This window comes from Gudongella sp. QWL-04, assembly GCF_058683975.1.
Window position 1 is genome coordinate 1,809,640 of record NZ_CM178754.1, and the last position, 16,098, is coordinate 1,825,737.

At 45.3% G+C, this 16,098-nt stretch carries 17 protein-coding genes; 1 reads left to right on the forward strand and 16 read right to left on the reverse strand.

Going from position 1 to position 16,098, the window contains the following annotated elements:
* Nucleotides 1-2: 2 nt before the first annotated feature.
* The 7 genes from glgA to AC4PHB_RS08975 form a co-directional block, all read right to left on the reverse strand.
* Complete coding sequence (glgA, locus tag AC4PHB_RS08945) at nt 3-1,430, reverse strand: glycogen synthase GlgA (RefSeq protein WP_492136097.1); 1,428 nt, start codon at nt 1,428-1,430, stop codon at nt 3-5.
* 6 nt (nt 1,431-1,436) lie between these two features.
* On the reverse strand, nt 1,437-2,561 hold the full coding sequence (glgD, locus tag AC4PHB_RS08950) for a glucose-1-phosphate adenylyltransferase subunit GlgD (RefSeq protein ID WP_492136098.1): 1,125 nt from the start codon (nt 2,559-2,561) through the stop codon (nt 1,437-1,439).
* 12 nt (nt 2,562-2,573) lie between these two features.
* Complete coding sequence (locus tag AC4PHB_RS08955; RefSeq protein WP_492136099.1) at nt 2,574-3,710, reverse strand: glucose-1-phosphate adenylyltransferase; 1,137 nt, start codon at nt 3,708-3,710, stop codon at nt 2,574-2,576.
* Nucleotides 3,703-5,634 carry a 1,4-alpha-glucan branching protein GlgB gene (glgB, locus tag AC4PHB_RS08960; RefSeq protein WP_492136100.1) on the reverse strand — a complete coding sequence of 644 codons (1,932 nt, stop codon included), beginning with the start codon at nt 5,632-5,634 and terminating at the stop codon, nt 3,703-3,705. The genes AC4PHB_RS08955 and glgB overlap by 8 nt, the downstream gene beginning before the upstream one ends.
* Before the next feature lie 105 nt (nt 5,635-5,739).
* The gene (locus AC4PHB_RS08965; protein WP_492136101.1) at nt 5,740-7,596 is read right to left on the reverse strand and encodes an ATP-binding protein; all 1,857 of its coding nucleotides are present in this window, start codon (nt 7,594-7,596) and stop codon (nt 5,740-5,742) included.
* Nucleotides 7,597-7,762: 166 nt separating this feature from the next.
* The gene (locus AC4PHB_RS08970; RefSeq protein WP_492136102.1) at nt 7,763-8,044 is read right to left on the reverse strand and encodes a GIY-YIG nuclease family protein; all 282 of its coding nucleotides are present in this window, start codon (nt 8,042-8,044) and stop codon (nt 7,763-7,765) included.
* Between the two features lie 236 nt (nt 8,045-8,280).
* Nucleotides 8,281-9,267 (reverse strand): DNA double-strand break repair nuclease NurA, encoded by a 987-nt coding sequence (locus AC4PHB_RS08975; RefSeq protein WP_492136103.1) that lies wholly within the window; start codon nt 9,265-9,267, stop codon nt 8,281-8,283.
* A 111-nt stretch (nt 9,268-9,378) separates the two neighbouring features.
* On the opposite strand from AC4PHB_RS08975, the gene AC4PHB_RS08980 reads away from it, so the two are divergent.
* On the forward strand, nt 9,379-9,621 hold the full coding sequence (locus AC4PHB_RS08980) for an AbrB/MazE/SpoVT family DNA-binding domain-containing protein (protein ID WP_128425146.1): 243 nt from the start codon (nt 9,379-9,381) through the stop codon (nt 9,619-9,621).
* A 38-nt stretch (nt 9,622-9,659) separates the two neighbouring features.
* Here AC4PHB_RS08980 and rsmI read toward each other — a convergent pair whose 3' ends face one another.
* The 9 genes from rsmI to AC4PHB_RS09025 form a co-directional block, all read right to left on the reverse strand.
* A complete protein-coding gene (gene rsmI, locus AC4PHB_RS08985) occupies nt 9,660-10,487 on the reverse strand; it encodes a 16S rRNA (cytidine(1402)-2'-O)-methyltransferase (protein WP_492136104.1) in 828 nt (275 codons plus the stop codon).
* A gap of 5 nt (nt 10,488-10,492) precedes the next feature.
* Complete coding sequence (locus AC4PHB_RS08990; RefSeq protein ID WP_492136105.1) at nt 10,493-11,206, reverse strand: tRNA1(Val) (adenine(37)-N6)-methyltransferase; 714 nt, start codon at nt 11,204-11,206, stop codon at nt 10,493-10,495.
* 74 nt (nt 11,207-11,280) lie between these two features.
* Complete coding sequence (gene fdxA, locus AC4PHB_RS08995; RefSeq protein ID WP_128425143.1) at nt 11,281-11,448, reverse strand: 4Fe-4S ferredoxin; 168 nt, start codon at nt 11,446-11,448, stop codon at nt 11,281-11,283.
* An 80-nt stretch (nt 11,449-11,528) separates the two neighbouring features.
* On the reverse strand, nt 11,529-12,416 hold the full coding sequence (locus tag AC4PHB_RS09000) for a PSP1 domain-containing protein (protein ID WP_492136106.1): 888 nt from the start codon (nt 12,414-12,416) through the stop codon (nt 11,529-11,531).
* Nucleotides 12,416-13,396 carry a DNA polymerase III subunit delta' gene (holB, locus tag AC4PHB_RS09005; RefSeq protein WP_492136107.1) on the reverse strand — a complete coding sequence of 327 codons (981 nt, stop codon included), beginning with the start codon at nt 13,394-13,396 and terminating at the stop codon, nt 12,416-12,418. Before holB ends, AC4PHB_RS09000 begins: the two co-directional genes overlap by 1 nt.
* Before the next feature lie 2 nt (nt 13,397-13,398).
* The gene (locus AC4PHB_RS09010; RefSeq protein ID WP_492136108.1) at nt 13,399-13,680 is read right to left on the reverse strand and encodes a cyclic-di-AMP receptor; all 282 of its coding nucleotides are present in this window, start codon (nt 13,678-13,680) and stop codon (nt 13,399-13,401) included.
* A 12-nt stretch (nt 13,681-13,692) separates the two neighbouring features.
* The gene (gene darA / locus AC4PHB_RS09015) at nt 13,693-14,019 is read right to left on the reverse strand and encodes a cyclic di-AMP receptor DarA (RefSeq protein WP_333687936.1); all 327 of its coding nucleotides are present in this window, start codon (nt 14,017-14,019) and stop codon (nt 13,693-13,695) included.
* Entirely contained in the window at nt 14,016-14,651 is a 636-nt protein-coding gene (tmk, locus tag AC4PHB_RS09020) for a dTMP kinase (protein WP_492136109.1), read from the reverse strand. The genes darA and tmk overlap by 4 nt, the downstream gene beginning before the upstream one ends.
* Nucleotides 14,652-14,664: 13 nt before the next feature.
* Nucleotides 14,665-16,080, reverse strand: coding sequence for an aminotransferase class I/II-fold pyridoxal phosphate-dependent enzyme (locus AC4PHB_RS09025; RefSeq protein WP_492136110.1), 1,416 nt, complete (start codon nt 16,078-16,080; stop codon nt 14,665-14,667).
* Nucleotides 16,081-16,098 lie beyond the last annotated feature (18 nt).

Sequence of the window (16,098 nt, forward strand, 5' to 3'; positions counted from 1 at the left end):
CTCTATCGCAGCAGCTCCTCATATAGTTTCAAATATTTTTCAGAGGATACTGCCCAGTCCGTCTTCTCTGCCATCGCCTGAACAACAAGGCTGTTCCATGTATCTTCGTCGTCGTAAACACCGATTGCCTCTTTCAATGAATACAGAAGCTCATGTGCATTGTAGTTGGCAAAGGAAAAGCCTGTACCTTCACCTGTGTATCTGTTATAGGGCTTGACTGTATCCTTCAATCCCCCAGTTTCCCTGACGATGGGCAGGGAGCCGTATCTCATGGCGATAAGCTGCGATATTCCGCAAGGCTCAGCAAGGGAAGGCATCATAAATATATCAGATCCCGCATATACAAGGTGCGATTCTCCCTCGTTGAAATATATATGAACTGAAAGCTTGTCAGGATATCTCCATTGGAAATGCCTGAACATGTCCTCATATTCCTCCTCGCCGGTTCCAAGAACCACGACCTGGACCTCCTCCTGAAGAAGCTCGTCCAGAATATATCTTACAAGGTCCAGCCCCTTCATCGCGACAAGCCTTGTTACCATACCTATTACAGGCACATTCTTATTTTCAGGCAGATCGAACAGCCTTTGGAGAGCCTCTTTATTAAGAGCCTTGCCCCTCAGATCTTCCTTAGAATAATGGTAGGGCAGCTTCGGATCTTTTTCAGGATCATAAATATCGTAGTCTATCCCGTTAACTATCCCCCGCAGCTTCCATTCATTTTTTCTTATGACGCCCTGCAGCTTCTCCCCGTAGAATTCATATCTTATCTCCTCTGCGTAGGACTCTGAAACTGTCGCCAGAGAATCGCAATAAACTATCCCTGCCTTCATAAAGTTGACGGCGTCATAGAATTTCAAACCATCCTCATGGAAATATTTATTGGATATCCCCGCCAGCTGAAGGATCGAAGGCGGGAATACGCCCTGATACTTTAGGTTGTGGATAGTAAAAACCGTCTTGATCCTTGAATAAGCTTCATCGCCTTCTGCGTAATCCTTGATATAAAGCGGCAAAAGTCCTGTGTGCCAGTCGTTGGCGTGTACTATATCTACCTTAAGGTCAAGTGCCTTTATCATTTGCGCAACTGCTCTTGAGAAAAACACAAACCTTTCTCCGTCGTCTCCCTGACCGTAGATGGTATTTCTATGAAAGTAGAATTCATTGTCGATAAAATAAGTCTTTACTCCATCCTCTTCCAATGAAAATATCCCGGCGTATTGGTGTCTCCAATCCAGGTCGACGAAGAAGAATGCCTCCTGCTTCATCCTGTCTCTATAGGTGTTGCTTATCCTTGAGTAAAGGGGAAGCACCACTAAAACCTCATGGCCCTCCTTTGCAAGGGCTTTGGGAAGGGAGCCGGCAACATCAGCCAGTCCTCCCGTCTTTATATATGGAGCAACCTCAGAGGCTGCATAAAGGATCCTCATGCCTCATCAGTCCTTTCTCAATATCTGCTTCTTCTGAACCACATAGGGCATCAGAGAGCTGCCGGCGATACGCACTTCCTCGCCTATTATTGCATCCTTATCCAGGATCGAGTTGACTACAAGGGCATTCTCTCCAATTTCCGCCTTCTGCATGACTACGGAATTCTTAACTACTGCTCCCTTACCTATTTTGACACCTCTGAAAATTATTGAGTTCTCCACGTGTCCCTCGATGATGCAGCCATTTGCAACCAGGGAATTTTGAACGTAAGAGGTTTTGGTATAAAGAGTCGACGGCTCGTCCTTTGTCTTTGTGAACACAGTTCCTCTTTCGTAAAACAGCTCCTGTGCTACCTTTTTCTTAAGCAGATTAAGGTTGGCGTCGTAAAAGCTCTTCAGGTTTCTTATATTCTCGACGTGCCCTCTGAATTCAAAGGTATTTATCTTCAGCTTGTCCTTGCCCTTTATGACCGCATCCTGGAGATAGTCTGCATTGCCCTTCTCTATGGATTCCATTACCAGCTTCATGAACACTTCCTTCTTGATGAAGCCCATCTTAAGGAACATGTTGAAGGACTCCTCTGTGCCAAGGTTGATCCCTATGTTGTCCAGGGAGCCATCGTCATTGATCGTCATCTTATCCGAGTTGATGTACTGTCCCCATGGGTCCTGTTGTTTTTTGTAGATCAGCGTCATGTCTGCGTCAGTCTCCCTGAAGTATTTGAATGCAGAGGTGAGGTCGACCTTTGCCAAAATATTTGGATGGACTAAAAGTATATATTTCTCCCTGGCCTGCTTATAGAAATCCATGGTAGAGTAAAACTGAGGTACATCCCCGTACCTGTTCAGAGTAAAGTCGTGGGTTATAGGGGGAAACAGCATAAGACCGCTGAATCTTCTGTTAAGATCCCATGGCTTGCCATCTCCCAGGTGGTCCATGGTAGATCTTATTTTTTCACCAGTATAGACTGCAATGGTTTTGATGCCGTGGTTGACCATGTTGGAGATTGCAAAATCTATGAGTCTGTATCGTCCTCCAAAGGGGAGCATGTATACCGGCCTGTGGATGCACAGGGTACCAAAGTTGTTCTCAATATTTGCGCCGCTGATTATTCCAATGCACTTATCCATTCTCTCCCCCTCCTATTCCTTAGAAATATTTTTATCTGAAACCATGTATATGGCATCTTCACCATCCTGACCTATCTCCTGGCCTTCGCTAACGGTAACTCCCTCAAGTATAACTGCCTTAGTTACCTTGGCACCCGCCTTAATGACACAGTTTGAGAGGACCACTGAATCCTCGATAACTGCACCCTCTTCAACGATAACATCGCTGAAAAGAATGCTCCTTACCACTTCACCCTTAACGTAACAGCCCTCGTTTACAAGAGAGTCCTTTACGATCGCTCCTCTTGCTATATACTGTGGCGGCAGGTTTCTGGACCTTGTATATATCCTCCAGTCCTTGTCGTAAAGGTTAAGGGTGTTTTGGGGATCCAACAGGTCCATATTAGCCTCCCAATAGCTTCTCACAGTTCCCACGTCCTTCCAGTAGCCCTCGAATACCCAGGTGTACATCTTCATCCCATCCGAAAGCATAAGAGGGAGGACGTTCTTCCCAAAGTCGTTATCGGAGCCTGGATTTGCATCATCCTTTACAAGATAATCTCTGAGGACCTTCCAGTTAAACATATATATGCCCATCGAAGCCAGGTTGTTCTTCGGATTTTCAGGTTTTTCCTCGAACTCGACTATCTTCCCTTCAGTATCTACATTAATGATCCCGAATCTCGATGCCTCGTCCCATGGCACCTCCATTACGGCTATGGTAACATCTGCTCCCTTTGCCTGATGCTCCTCCAGAAGATCGTTGTAATTCATCTTGTATATATGGTCTCCTGAAAGGATCAATACGTACTCTGGGTCCTGCTCGTCGATATAGTCGATGTTCTCGAATACCGCATTGGCTGTTCCCGTGTACCACCTTCCACCATCCTCTGAGGTAAATGGAGGCAATACCCTTAAGCCTCCTACATTTCTGTCATAGTCCCAGGATGATCCTATTCCTATGTGTGAATTCAATAAATATGGCTTATATTGAGTCAATATTCCTATGTTGTCGATACCTGAATTGGTTGCGTTGCTTAGAGCGAAGTCGATAATCCTGTACTTCCCCCCAAAAGGAACCGCCGGTTTTGCAATTTTCCTGGTGAGAGCCTTCAGCCTTGAGCCCTGCCCGCCTGCAAGCAGCATTGCCACAACCTTGTTCTCAATCATGCTTGTTCCCCCCTGTCTTATGTTCGCTTTGAGGCTTCCTGTCAAGCTTAAGATATATAGCAGCCAATGGCGGCAGGTCGACCCTTATGCTAAGGTCTCTGCCGTGGAAGGCCTCGGGTTTTGCTTTATATCTTTTTACCCGCTCCGTGGAACCGCCATACCTCTTGTGGTCGCTGGTAAGAACGGTTCTGTAGGTTCCTTCCTCCAAAACCCCTATTGGATAATCCGGTCTTGGAACCGGTGTAAAATTAAATATGCATACAAGTCTTTCTCCGGCTTTGTCCAGTCTCTCGAAGGATATTATGCTCTCCTGAGAGTTGGAGTGGTCGATCCACTGAAAGCCGTCGTAGGTAGTATCAAGCTCATACAATGTGGCTTCATCTCTATATAATTCATTGAGATCCGATACGAATTTCTGCATCAGTCTGTGAGGCTCCAGGTCAAGAAGCTGCCATTCTATGGATTCGTACTCTCTCCACTCCAGGAATTGAGCGATCTCATTTCCCATAAAGAGCAGTTTTTTCCCGGGGTGGGCAAACATATATTGATAGAGCAGTCTAAGGTTCGTAAACTTCTGCTCATAGCTTCCAGGCATCTTGTCCACCATAGACTTTTTGCCATGGACCACCTCGTCATGGCTGAAGGGGAGAATGAAGTTTTCGGAGAATGCGTACATCATTGAGAAGGTTAGCGCTCCATGGTGATCCTTTCTATAGATAGGGTCAAGTTCCATGTATTTAAGGATATCGTTCATCCATCCCATATTCCATTTGAAGTTGAAACCCAGCCCTCCCTCGTCAATGGGGTGGCTTACCTTTGGCCAGGCCGTCGACTCCTCCGCGATCATCATGGTATCGGGGTAGTGCTTGAAAATAACCGAATTAAGTCGTTTTATGAACTGGATAGCCTCAAGGTTCTCTCTGCCTCCCAGGCTGTTCCTAATATCCTTTCCCCCGAAGTCCAGGTATAGCATATATGCTACAGCATCCATCCTCAAGCCGTCAATGTGGTAGTAGTCGTGCCAATACATCGCGTTTGAAATAAGGAATGAAAATACCTCAGGCTTTGTATAGTCAAAGTTAAGGGTACCCCACTGCTCATTCTCAGCCTTGATCTTGTCCAGGGACTCAAATAGATATGTGCCGTCAAACCTTGCCAGGCCATAGTCGTCCTTACAGAAGTGGGCTGGCACCCAGTCCATGATAACACCTATGTCGTTCTGGTGGCATTGGTCGATCAGGTACATTAGATCCTTGGGAGTCCCAAACCGGCTGGTTGGAGCAAAGTAACCGGTAATCTGATAGCCCCAGGATGCATCTAAGGGGTATTCCGACAGAGGCATGAATTCGATATGGGTATAACCCATTTTCTTTACATACTTTACGAGCTCCTTGGCAAGCTCAGCATATGAGTACTGGATATTTCCTTCTTTTTGCTTCCAGGAAAGAAGATTTACCTCGTATATGGATATCGGCCTTGTATAAAGCCCTTTACCCCTCTTTTTCATCCAGTCCTTATCGTTCCATTGATAGCCTTTTATGTCATATATCTTTGAGTCAGTAAGAGGCCTTGTATCCATGTGAAAGCCGAAGGGGTCTGCCTTCATGCGAACCTCTCCGTCCTCTGAGATTATCCTGTATTTATATTTGTCGTACTCATTGGCGATGGTTATTACGATCTGCCATAAGCCGCTTGTCCCGATCCTTTTCATGGGAAGGCTAGTACTATTCCACTGGTTGAAGTCTCCCACAAGAAAGACCTCTCTAGCTCTGGGAGCCCAAACAGTGAAGCGGTGTCCTTTTTTTCTGCCCTTTTTATATGGATGTGCTCCCATGAACTCATAGGCCTTGTAAAAGGTGCCCTCATGGAACAGATATGCATCCATCTCTCCGTCTTCTATGTAGAAATAATCATTTTCTGCCAAGGCTATTGTCCCCCTTCTTCCCTGCGACACATCGTTAAATCAAAATTATTGCAACAAAGGCGGTAGATCTACCGCCTTCCAGATATTCGGATAAAACCTTCTGCATTAGAGCTCGTCTTTGCTTTTCTCTGATTTTATATATCTATACCCCAAAAATGTCTCTTCTTTTCGGATATAGTTCTTTTTTGCCAGTAGCTTCAACTTTTCTTCCAGTCTGTCACGGGTCATCGTCATCCCGGTTTCCCTTTCCAGCTCCAGGATAACATTGAGCATGTCAGTTTCGCTTATAGGCAGCTTGTTTATAAGCATATCTAGATATTTGTCATCGTCCTCCCTGGTCCTTTGGAGTAGCTCATCAAATGGGTTAAGGGTATGGGGACTGGCGCTGTATGCTGCCCTGATCCTTGCAAAGGTAGTCCTTCCGAGCATTGCCGAGGAGATGAATACATCACCGGTCCTAAGATATGGAAGCCTCTTTGCCTCCTCCGGGGTAAGGTCCGTCTCCTCTTTTATCGTGTCTATATCTGAGGCTCTTACTGTTCTGAATATAAGCTTTGTATTTAGCTGGGCAGTGACCGTTTCATCCAGCAGGGTAGGTCTCTGGGTAGCAAGCACCAGAAAAACTCCATACTTTCTTCCCTCCTGAGCGATCTCCTTGATTATGGATTTCGATGGGGACTCATAGCCTTTAGGTGCGAAGTTGTGGGCTTCATCGGTAACAAGTATAAATGGAGGGAAGAAATCCGTTGGAAGCTTTTTGTACAGTGCATCCTTATAATCCCTTCTCTTATGATAAAGGTTGTTCAAAAGATAGGTCCCGTATACCTGAAGGATCCTTGTGCTTCCCTGGATCACCACAAGCTTTCCATCCTGGAGGCCCTCCTCAATGGCGCGGCTGTCCTTTGAGAATATGCCCTCGTTATGGAGCCTTCTCAGTCTCCATAGAACACCTCGCACTGAGGAATAAGGACAGGATTTGTCATAGGTATTAAATAGGTTTCTGCGTTCAGTCCATGCCTTCCTTTCCTCACCATCAGTCTCTCTGATCCTGGCTTCAAGCTTTTCAAGAGAACCTTCCTCCTGAGCCTCTGACAGCATTTGCAGCTTCTGAGAAAAGCTGGTGTAGGATTCCCTGCGCCCGAATAATACGTCAACTACGTTATTCATGGCATCTGTAAGCGTGCTTGCTGCATCAAGTAGATTCTTAAGGTCTCCAGCAGTAAGGTCCTCGAACTTTACCCCAGTATGAGTACCGACCTGATAGCAGCGGAAAGACTCCTCAAAATCACGGTACCTTTCTGTAAAATAGCCCGGGAGCTCAGAAAAATCCATCTCGTAGTGGGGATCGAGAACTAGGGTTGGTACACCCTTAAGCATTATCTCCTCAAGAAGCACCCTCAGTCCAAAGGACTTGCCTGAGCCTGAACCTCCGAATACTCCTATATGGGGGTAGTGGTGCATAGAGCGGATATCCATGATAAAAGGCAGCTCTCTTTGTGACTGGAGCCCTTTTTCCTCAAAGGTATATAGAAGGTCACAAAATTCTTCGTCCATATCAACAGCTACATCGTCAGTATTTCTTATGACGCCTACAACAAGACCTTTTTCAGGTGGTGTTTTAAGCATTAAATCACGCACTTCCTCGAACCTTGGGATTCGGGCGTCAGCGCCTGTTTGCACAGGATAGAGTGCTTCATTGAGAAGCCGGACCTTGGCTATATATATGGTGTCCTCATCCACGTCGTAGCCTAAGGCTTTCAGGCTTTCAAGGACGGCTGCGTCGACGAAATCCCCATAGATGTTCAAAGGGATGTATCTGTTGAAGGTTCTGGCCTCAACGACCTCTCCCATCAGGTCGCCCTGGAAGGGGTCCTGGATTATTAGAAATTCGTTGATCCTGAAGTTACGCTCCTTTGAGCCGATATAAAATTCCTGCTGAGTAGTGATTCCTACGACTTTCAATGTTTGGACCTCCCCTTATTTCAGTGAATAGTGAATAGTGAATAGTGAATAGTGAATAGTGAAAAACTTAGATCCCTCCACTACGGTCGGGATGACAGCTAGGAAAAGGTCGGGATGATAGCGAGGGATCTGCCCCTTTTGTCATCCCGAGCGCAGTCGAGGGATCTCAATAAATATCCTCCGACAAATCCAACCATTTTGGATTCATACGCTCAATAAGAACTAGCTTCTTTTCCTTTCTCCAGTTCTTCAGTTGCTTTTCTCTAAGTATCGCTGCTTCTACATCTTCTGTTGATTCATAATAAACTAGTCTATCGACGTTATATTTTTGTGTAAATCCCTCAACGAGCTTATTTTTATGTTCAAATACTCTTCTTTGCAAGTCATTTGTAACGCCTATGTAAAGAACATTGTTGTATTTATTAGCCAGAATGTATATCCAGTACATGACTACTCTCCTTAAATGATGAGATCCCTCCACTACGGTCGGGATGACAGCTAGGAGAAGGTCGGGATGACAGTAGTTGCAGTATTAGATCCCTCCACTACGGTCGGAATGACAGTAGCCTAACCCCTGACCCCTAGCCCCTATTTTCTAGAGTTTTGCTAACAACTACCTACTAACAACTATTCACTTTCCTTAACTCCTATCGCTTAACGCTCGTAATTGTCCATTGTCAATTGTCAATTCCTCTTATCCCTCTCCGACACGAAGTACCTCTCATATATCCCCCTGTCCAAGTAGCGCTCCATCAATGCTCTCATCATATCGTCGGAAATTTTTACCTCCTTGTCCACGATGTCAAGCCACAAGGGCACTCCTCTGCTGTTCTCAGGGGTAAGGGTCAGCACCAGCCTGGCCATTTCTTCAAGCTTTTGAGACTGACTTTCGATTATATCTATCCCAATGACCATCGGGTACAGTGAGCTCCTTAAAAATCCTGAGCTGTAGCCCTTTGGTTCCTTGCGATTTATGTCCTCATTTATATGGATAAACTCCCCGTATTCAAAAAGCCCGAAAAGAAGCTCTCTGTCGTAGAGAACGCCTTCTATCCTTCTATCAAGCTCCTTCAGCCTTTCGCCGACTGCTGAGGTCTTTATGTCCTTTATGACTCCCATCAGGATCGTACCCGTGGCTTCACAAAGCTCCACAAGCCTTGACCATGCCTCACCTGCATAAATGTTGTAGCGTATGAGCCCGCCATCCATCATAAGTGCATAGGGCTTGTGTTCCTTTACGCTTCTTAAGGCTGCCTCTACCTCGATCGTTGCAAGTCGGATGTTCCTCTGCTCCTCCCGTACCTCCATTTCACCGGTAAGTGGGTCTTCCCTTTCTTCGCTGAGGATAGGAGTATATACTTGCGTCATAAAAACAGGGTTTTCTCTGAATACTGTAGACTTTGCCAATCCCTGGTAAAGCTCTATAAAGTGTGGATAGCTTCCGCCGGCTCTGTTTACGGATCCATCTACTCCCGATATACCGCCCCTGGAGTGGATATCATGAAGCTCTGGACTGCTGAGCTTTTCTATCCTCTTGATCTTTCCGATCTCAGAATCCATAAAGCTTTTCAGTCTATTTTTGTCACCACCCATGACTAGTTTTTGTTTTTTTTGGATTTCACTATTGACTTTTTCAAGTAAATTGCTTAATTCCTTGTTGATAGAATCCATTTTCAACCCTCGCTTTAGCAAGCTATCGCTTGACAGTGTATTGACTTTTTTTGACATCTATGGTAGCATAATTCCATGGTTTTTACCAAACCTAATTGGGAGGTGGCTTCGATGAAATCCACAGGTATTGTTAGGAAGGTCGACGAATTGGGTAGAGTGGTTATACCCATAGAGCTTAGAAGAACTCTGGATATCCAGGTCAAGGATCCATTGGAGATCTTTGTTGACGAGGATAAGGTCATCCTTAGAAAGTTTTCTCCGTCATGCATTTTCTGCGGAGAGGCTAAGGGGATCAAAGATTTCAAGGGCAAGAACGTATGCCCGGGCTGTATTAAGGAGCTGACAAAAAAATAATCGCATAGTAAAGCACTTAGGTCATCCTGAGTGCTTTATTATTTTTTAAGCTTCAAACTTTCAGAATACACCTGGTTCTTCGGAACTCCAGTCTTCTCACAGACAAGCCTTATTGCATCCTTCTTTGAATAGCCGTCCTCAAGCAGCTGGAGAAGCATCCCGGCTATATCAAACTCCTCCTGCTCAGCTTTTTCAGCACCCTGTATCACGATCACCATTTCTCCCTTAAGCTGTCTCTCCCTTACCACCGAAAGAATCTCCTCCAGGGTGCCCCTTATGGTCTCCTCGAATTTTTTGGTAAGCTCTCTTGAAAGAGATGCTCTTCTGTTTCCAAGCACTGCCAGCATATCCACCAGGCTGTCATTTAGCCTGTGGGGGCTTTCATAGAATATTATGGTTCTTTCCTCCATTTTAAGGCCTTCAAGGGCTTTTTTCCTATCTGTCGATTTTGAAGGAAGAAAGCCTTCAAATGCGAATTTATCAGTGGTAAGCCCTGAGATAACAAGAGCCAATAGAGCTGCTGATGGACCTGGAAGTCCGACCACCTGGATGTCCACCTCTATGCATAGTTTTATGATATCCTCCCCCGGATCCGATATCCCTGGCATCCCTGCATCGGAAACCAGAGCCACTGATTTACCATTCAGGAGCATGTCTACTATCAAGGGGCCCTTTTCGCGGATATTATGCTCGTGGTAGCTTGTCATCTGCTTCTTTATATCAAAATGATTTAACAGCTTCAATGTGTGCCTGGTGTCTTCAGCGGCAATAATATCCACAGACCTTAAGGCTTCAAGCACTCTAAGGGTAATATCGTCAAGGTTCCCGATAGGGGTCGGACAAACATATAGTATTCCCTGTTCCATATCGATCACCTTCTTCCGTATATTGTGTAGATCTGGTCAGTGTATTCGCCGTCTTCTCCATACACCGTTATGGGCTCCCCATACTTAAAGTCCATCCTGCCTCCCTTTACTCCCTCTACAAGGAACAGGTTTGCAGGCTTCCCCGGCTTTGGGTATACCCAGGTCATCAGCTTTGGTTCGATCCCATGGGACCTCATCTCATAAAGCACATCGACAAGTCTGTTGGGTCTGTGTACCATGTATAGCTTCCCAAGGGGTTTTAAAAGCCAGCCGGAAACTCTCATAATATCCTCGAGAGTACAGGTCAGCTCATGTCTTGAAAGAGCGTGGTTTTCCTCCGGATTGACAAGAGCTGCACCAGGCTTCATATAAGGAGGATTTGTGATTATGGTATCTATCGATGCCTTCGGGAATTTCCTCGGGAGTTCCCTGATATCCTCGTTCAATATCTGGATCCTATCCTCCAGTTTATTTAAGTATACACTTTTTTCAGCCATTTCTGCCACATTTACCTGAAGCTCCACCCCATATATCTTTTTGATTTTGGGATCATCCGCAATCCTTAATGGTATTACTCCTGTCCCGGTTCCAAGGTCCATTACGATTCCCTTGGGCCTTGCAAAATATGACAGGAGTATGGCGTCTACGCCATAGGAAAACAGTTTTTTATCCTGTACTATTTCATATGGGGTCCCCGGTACCTTGTCCAATCTTTCCATCTGTATCATTCCTCCGAAATATATATGAAAAAAGACCCTGATTCGGGTCTTTTTAACATTGTCTCAAATAAGTACTACTCTGGCTGAGGTGCGTCCACTGGACAAACACTTGCACATGCGCCACAGTCAATGCATTTATCTGGATCGATTACGTAGATATCGCCAGCTGATATAGCTTCAGTTGGGCATTCTGGTTGACATGCTCCGCAAGCGATACAATCATCAGTAATATGATATGCCATTCTTTTCACCTCCTCCAGAAAAACTATGCCTGACTATATTCTAACACGATTTACAGTAAATTCAAATAGAAAAATAGTCCCTATTCCAGGCTCCTGAAATCCTCCAGAAGCTCGTCGTCGTGCTTGTCGCCGTATCTTTGATACGCAGGGTCAAACTTACCTGTCGCCTTTATCTCATCTGCCTGGAACTGGAATATGTCCTCTGTACCGTCCTTTAGCTTTACCTTGGCCTTTACCCTCTGAAGTAGGGTATAAGTGTCTATTATTACTCCTTTACCCTGGGGCGTCGTTACAATAGCGCCGACAGCAGGCATTGTCTTAAGAAGCTCTTCATACGTATCCTGTTCATATTTCAGGCAGCACATAAGTCTACCACAAAGGCCTGATATCTTGGTAGGATTCAGTGACAGGCTTTGCTCCTTGGCCATTTTGATTGATACGGGCGCAAATTCACCAAGGAACTTGGCGCAGCAGACAACCTGTCCACATGGACCAACTCCACCAACCATTTTTGCTTCATCTCTAACTCCAATTTGCCTCAATTCTATTCTGGTCTTGAATATAGCTGCAAGGTCCTTTACCAGTTCCCTGAAATCGACTCTGCCGTCTGCCGTAAAGTAGAAGATGACCTTGTTGTTGTCGAAGGTGTACTCTACATCAACCAGCTTCATATCAAGACCGTGTTCCTCAACCTTCTTCTGACAGGCCTCGATAGCTTCCTTCACCTTGGCCTTATTGCTTCTATGTACCTCAAAATCCTCGTCAGTTGCAAGCCTTAGTACTTTCTTCAGCGGCAGGACTATTTCTTCCTCAGGGACCTCTCTTGGTCCTATTACCACGTGACCGAACTCGATTCCTCTTGCAGTTTCAACAATGACGAAATCGTTATGTGCAACCTCTATGACATCGGGATCGAAATAATATATCTTACCCGCCTTTTTAAACCTTACTCCAACTACTCGAACCATTAAAACTCCTCCTGTATTTTAAGCAGCATCGTCTCTATGGACAATTGATAATTCACATTCATCTGGATATTGTATATGGTGTCCTGTATCTTCTCTATTATACCATTAATTCTTTCAAAATCCAGAGTGGATTGTTCTGATATCAATTTAAGTCTGTCCCTGTTGACGATAAGGCTGCTGTCTGCAGAGGCTTTGTATAGCAGCAGGTCTCTGAACCACAGCAAATAAATGTCAAGGATCTGGAGTATGCGGTCCTTCCTTTCTGCAAATTCCTCGGAAGAACTGAATATCCTCTGCTTCTCTCCCTTAAGAAGCGAATCGATGAGTGCTATCGCCCATTCTCTGTCACTAAAAAATTCCTCATCCCGAAGCAGTCTAATTGCCCTTCCTATAGAACCCTTGGAGTAATCGGCAAGAAAATCAGCATTATACTGGTCTGCTCCGCATTCATCCAACAGAACCTTTTTGACGGCAGCTCTGTCCAAAGGATAAAATCTTATGTTCTGACCCCTTGACCTTATAGTAGGCAGCAGGTCCTTCGGGCTTGAGGTCACAAGGATAAGATGAGCATAGGCTGGCGGCTCCTCAAGGGTCTTAAGGAGCGCGTTTTGAGCTTCCTTATTCATAAGGTGAGCCTCATCCATCAATATGACCTTTCTATCCGACTCGAAGGGAGACATAGTCATCGTGTGAATTATTCCCTCGACCTCCCCCTTCCGTATCATGCCCTTCTCAGGCCTGATCTCCAGGTAGTCGGGGTGAGAGCCTGTTTCAAATCTGCGACAGCTGCTACATACCCCGCAGGGCTCCTCTCCCTTTTGCAAGCAAAGAAGGGTTTTAGCAAAAACCCTTCCGATAGTCATTTTTCCAAGGCCTTCCTCTCCTTCAAGTATATAGAAGTGGCTGATATTTCCATTTTTAACAGCTCTCTTCAATCCCTCGACTGCGATCTTATGGCCTGTTATATTAGTGTAATCCATAGTTAGATCCTTTCGTATCCTGAAACCGGCATTACAAACAGATTTACTCCCACTGTAACCTCTTCTGAGCCATTTTTTATCTTTTTACTTTTGCACTGTTTGTTTATCAGTTCTGTGATTTCCTCTACCCTGTCGTCTTCAACGCCTATAAGAAGAGTTGTATTCCCAGAGCTTAGAAAGCCTCCCGTTGATGAAAGCTTTGTGGTTCGTATTTTTTCAGCCATCAGCGCCTTAACCACCCTGCCTGAAAACTCATCGTCTATGATGGCTACAATCAGCTTCATACGAATGCCCCCCTATATCCTTACATGTTTCTCTACGTCAAGGACAAATACGGTTGCTCCTCCCACCTTGACCTCAAGAGGGTAGGGGATATAGGTATCGCCAGGCATGGAAACAGTAAGAAGTGAAGTTGTTATCTCTCTGGTTCTGCAGTTATCCTCGATCACCTTGATGACCTCATCTACCTGGTCGTCCTCGACACCGCTTAGAAGTGTTGTGTTTCCTGCCTTCAGAAAGCCGCCTGTGGATGCCAGCTTCGTCACCCTGAATTCCTTCTCCATCAGCTCCTCTATAACTCCAGGAGCATCCTGATCCTGAACGATTGCAACTATAAGCTTCATAGCGTTTCCTCCTTCGACTTCAGCACCTCTGCCAGTGCTGCTATAGTTTGGGCGTATACCTCTTCTACTGATTTTTCCGCATCTATTATAACTACATTATCCGGATACATCTTCAGGAGGGTCATATAGCCCTCGTAGACCTCTCTGTGGAAGGCCCCGCCCTCCTCCTCAAGTCTATCCCCGCCTTCTTTTGTTTTCCTTAGAAGTGTAACCTCAGGATCGACATGGAAGAAAAGAATCAGGTCTGGGGTCATCCCCCTCAATCCAAATTCGTTTATTGATTTTACCTCCTGTATGCCCAGACCTCTTCCAACTCCCTGATATGCCAGACTTGAAAGAAGGAATCTGTCGCATACTACTACCTTGCCTTCCTCTACGGAGGGAAGCATTTTTTCATGGACGTGCTGGGCCCTTGATGCTGCAAAGAGAAGTGCCTCTGTCTCTGGTCCCATGTTAATATTTTCTCTGTCTATTATTATCCCTCTGATTTTCTCTCCAATGGCTGTGCCCCCAGGCTCTCGGGTAATGACATGGTCAACGCCCTGATCCTTAAGGTACTCGCCTATAAGGCCTGCCATCGTTGATTTACCGGACCCGTCGGGCCCTTCCAGAGTTATGAATAATCCTCTCATCCTATGCAGCTCCTCACTCAACCACTACTACGTTGTCCTTTTCCTTGCCCATAAGGCCTACTATCTCAATTCCGTTGTCCATAAGGAACAAAACGTGCTCGTATATCTCTTGTGTAATCTCTTCTCCAGGAACTATCAATGGTATTCCCGGTGGATAAGGTATTATCGGTGCCGCTGATACTCTCCCAATTGCATCCTTGAGCTTGATCAGTTCTTTCTTTCCATAATATGCATCCGCAGGTCTCATTATTATCTTCGGAGTAGGCATCTTGACGTTTACCCAGTTGATCTCCTCGTAGGGAGCATTCTTAGCAAGGTCTTCGATTGCCGCAATGACCTTCTCGTAATCATCGTCGTCATTCATAAGGCTGGTCAGGATAAGAGCATAGTAAAAGTCAGCCATCTCCAGTCTGATGTTGTAGTCAGTCCTTAGCTTTTTCTTTACCATTGAGCCTCTTATACCGTCTATAGTTATGAGTATCTTGGTGTTGTCCTTTGAATATATGGTCGGATCCTCGGGATCTCCCGTAAATACCTCTACCCTTGGTATCTTATTGAGTCTTTCGATTACTTCGTCAACCTTCTTTATGCTCCACTCAAGTCTTTCTCTCCCTTCCTGGCTGTCCATGTAGGATACTGCCAGTTCATTTGAAAGAGTAAACAGATATGATGGGCTTGTTGTGGTATAAAGCTGATATCTGTCTCTCAGCTTGTTCAAATCGATCCTGTCAGTACCTACATGGATCATGGATGTCTGGGTGAAGCTTGGCAGAGTCTTGTGGGTACTGTGGATCACTATATCTGCGCCCGCCTTAAGAGCCGGAACGGGAAGCTTGTCATTAAATGTGAAATGAGGACCATGAGCCTCATCCACCATCAAAACCTTGTTGTGCTTGTGCACTATATCAGCTATAGACTTAAGGTCTGAGCAAACACCGTAGTAGTTTGGATAGGTAATGACCACTGCCTTGATTTCAGGATCAGCTTCAAGAGCTTCATCGATATCCTCTGGGTATAGACCCGTAAGGACATTATGATTCTCGTTGTAGTTTGGATAAATGTATACAGGCTGGATCCTGTTTAGTATAAGGGCGTTATAAACGGCCTTGTGGCAATTCCTCTGAATGAGAACCTTGTCTCCCGGCTTAGTTATTGTAGCTAGAGCGATGTAAATGCTTCCTGTGGATCCATTTACGGCATAATAGGTAGCCTTTGAACCAAAAACCTCAGCTGCATAGTCCTGGGAATCCTGGATTATGCCCCTGGGTTCAAGCAAATTGTCCATGCCCTCAACCTCGGTAGTATCTATATACGGTATATAGTCTCCCCAATTAATAAGTGTGTTCTTTCCCTTGTGTCCGGGCATATGGAAGGATACTGAGTTTTCCTCCATCAGGTTCTTCAATGCATCAAATACGGGTGTTTTCATCTCCCACGATCAGCCTCC

Coding starts and splice junctions, on each gene's coding strand:
- fdxA (WP_128425143.1), bottom strand. CDS start 11,448: ATGGCATATCATATTACTGATGATTGTATCGCTTGCGGAGCATGTCAA.
- rsmI (WP_492136104.1), bottom strand. CDS start 10,487: ATGGAACAGGGAATACTATATGTTTGTCCGACCCCTATCGGGAACCTT.
- AC4PHB_RS09025 (WP_492136110.1), bottom strand. CDS start 16,080: ATGAAAACACCCGTATTTGATGCATTGAAGAACCTGATGGAGGAAAAC.
- glgD (WP_492136098.1), bottom strand. CDS start 2,561: ATGGATAAGTGCATTGGAATAATCAGCGGCGCAAATATTGAGAACAAC.
- AC4PHB_RS09010 (WP_492136108.1), bottom strand. CDS start 13,680: ATGAAGCTGATTGTAGCCATCATAGACGATGAGTTTTCAGGCAGGGTG.
- AC4PHB_RS08980 (WP_128425146.1), top strand. CDS start 9,379: ATGAAATCCACAGGTATTGTTAGGAAGGTCGACGAATTGGGTAGAGTG.
- AC4PHB_RS08990 (WP_492136105.1), bottom strand. CDS start 11,206: ATGGAAAGATTGGACAAGGTACCGGGGACCCCATATGAAATAGTACAG.
- AC4PHB_RS08970 (WP_492136102.1), bottom strand. CDS start 8,044: ATGTACTGGATATACATTCTGGCTAATAAATACAACAATGTTCTTTAC.
- AC4PHB_RS09000 (WP_492136106.1), bottom strand. CDS start 12,416: ATGGTTCGAGTAGTTGGAGTAAGGTTTAAAAAGGCGGGTAAGATATAT.
- tmk (WP_492136109.1), bottom strand. CDS start 14,651: ATGAGAGGATTATTCATAACTCTGGAAGGGCCCGACGGGTCCGGTAAA.
- darA (WP_333687936.1), bottom strand. CDS start 14,019: ATGAAGCTTATAGTTGCAATCGTTCAGGATCAGGATGCTCCTGGAGTT.
- holB (WP_492136107.1), bottom strand. CDS start 13,396: ATGGATTACACTAATATAACAGGCCATAAGATCGCAGTCGAGGGATTG.
- AC4PHB_RS08975 (WP_492136103.1), bottom strand. CDS start 9,267: ATGGATTCTATCAACAAGGAATTAAGCAATTTACTTGAAAAAGTCAAT.
- AC4PHB_RS08955 (WP_492136099.1), bottom strand. CDS start 3,710: ATGATTGAGAACAAGGTTGTGGCAATGCTGCTTGCAGGCGGGCAGGGC.
- glgA (WP_492136097.1), bottom strand. CDS start 1,430: ATGAGGATCCTTTATGCAGCCTCTGAGGTTGCTCCATATATAAAGACG.